We start from the raw sequence: 1,968 nt of genomic DNA, 5'->3' as shown, positions 1-1,968 counted from the left end.
CATTTTCAATCGATTACATAAGAATTAACAGAGTATTGATTATAGAAACAGAAAGAATTGATCTATAAATATAAAAGAATAAGATAACATGAGAATCGTGATACAACGTGTCGCACATGCCTCTGTTACCATTGAAGGCGAAGTAAAATCTGCTATCAAGCAAGGCTATCTCGTCCTCTTGGGTATAGAAGAAAGCGACACTTCAGAGGACATTGATTGGTTAGTAAGAAAGGTGATAGGACTGCGTGTTTTTGATGACGAAAACCATGTCATGAATCGTTCTATCATGGACATAGATGGGGAAATTCTGGTTATCAGCCAATTTACCCTCTTCGCCAGCTATAAGAAGGGGAATCGGCCAAGTTGGCTGAGAGCTGCCAAACACGAAATCAGCATTCCACTCTATGAGGAGTTCTGCAAAAAGCTCTCTGAAGCACTTGGAAAGCCTGTAGGAACAGGCGAATTCGGAGCTGATATGAAGGTTGAATTATTGAATGATGGTCCTGTTACCATCATGATGGACACTCATAATAAGGAATAAAATGACAATAAAAGAAGCACAGGAAGCCGTAGATAAATGGATCAAAGAGTATGGCGTTCGCTATTTCAGTGAGCTAACCAATATGGCTTGTCTCACAGAAGAAGTAGGAGAACTGGCTCGCGTCATCGCCCGAACATACGGCGACCAAAGTTTCAAAAAGGACGAAAAACCTAACCTCGGAGAGGAAATGGCAGACGTTCTCTGGGTTCTCATTTGTCTGGCTAACCAAACGGGAATCGACCTTACTGAAGAACTCAAAAAGAGCTTCGATAAGAAGACCCAAAGGGATTCTGAAAGGCATAAGAACAACCCGAAATTAAAGGGATATAATACCCGAAATTGAAGGAAATAAAACACCTGAAATAGAAGGAATCATATAGATAAACTTAACTTTAATAATTAAAAAAGTAACATTAAGTATGAGCAGTATTAAAGAACAGGTTCTTGCACAGCAACAAGGACAATACAGTGAAGCAGACGACAAGTATTTGTCAGTTCTCAAACAGTATAATTGCAACCTTAACGATGAGGAAATTGCAGCAGAAGTAAAGAAACTCCTTGACGAGAAAGTAGCAGAAAACGAGACCATGGAGGTGAAGAAATTCCTCTTTGGAAGCGTTGAATTAACATCTCTCCATACAGAAGATACAGAGGAAAGTATCTTGAAGATGATAGAGAAAGTTAACAAATTCTCCAAGGATTATCCTGAACTTCCTCATGTAGCAACAGTATGCACCTACCCTAACTTCGCTGGTCTCATTAGCCAAAGTCTGGAAGTTGATGGCGTAGAAATCGCTGTCGTAAGCGGCAATTTCCCTTCTTCTCAGACTTTCATCGAGGTAAAGGTAGCTGAAACTGCATTGGCTATTAAAGATGGCGCCACAGAGGTTGACATCGTAATGCCTGTTGGCAAGTTCTTCAGTGAGGATTACGAAGGCCTTTGCTCTGACATCCAGGAACTGAAGGAAACATGCGGCGAGCACAAGATGAAATGTATCTTGGAAACTGGTTGCCTGAAGAACTGCAGCAATATCATGAAGGCTTCTATTCTTGCTATGTACTCAGGTTCTGACTACATCAAGACATCTACTGGCAAGGAGAAAGTTTCTGCTACTCCAGAGGCTGCTTACGTGATGTGCCAGGCCATCAAGGCATATTATGAGAAGACTGGTATCCAGATTGGTTTCAAGCCAGCTGGCGGCATCAACACCGTTCACGATGCAATCGTTTACTACACAATTGTAAAAGAAGTTCTTGGTGAAAAGTGGTTAACCAACCAATGGTTCCGCTTGGGAACATCTCGACTTACCAACCTCCTCTTGAGCGAAATCCTTGGCAAGGAAATCAAGTATTTCTAAAAAGGGGAAACTGATTCGTAGATAAAACAGGGGGTGTGTCATAAGTCTGTGACGCACCCCTTTTAATTT

The 1,968-nt window shown here is 41.4% G+C and carries 3 protein-coding genes; all 3 read left to right on the top strand.

Annotated elements, in window-relative coordinates; all coding sequences use genetic code 11:
• The first annotated feature begins 88 nt into the window (after positions 1–88).
• Positions 89–541, top strand: coding sequence for a D-aminoacyl-tRNA deacylase (gene dtd, locus DW917_RS16735; RefSeq protein WP_118120522.1), 453 nt, complete (start codon positions 89–91; stop codon positions 539–541).
• 1 nt (position 542) lies between these two features.
• On the top strand, positions 543–884 hold the full coding sequence (locus tag DW917_RS16730) for a nucleotide pyrophosphohydrolase (RefSeq protein WP_118120520.1): 342 nt from the start codon (positions 543–545) through the stop codon (positions 882–884).
• 76 nt (positions 885–960) lie between these two features.
• A complete protein-coding gene (gene deoC, locus DW917_RS16725) occupies positions 961–1,899 on the top strand; it encodes a deoxyribose-phosphate aldolase (protein ID WP_118120518.1) in 939 nt (312 codons plus the stop codon).
• Positions 1,900–1,968 lie beyond the last annotated feature (69 nt).

The sequence above is a fragment of the Prevotella sp. AM42-24 genome, assembly GCF_003461825.1.
GTDB lineage: Bacteria > Bacteroidota > Bacteroidia > Bacteroidales > Bacteroidaceae > Prevotella > Prevotella hominis.
This window is presented reverse-complemented; position numbering and strand designations above follow the sequence as displayed.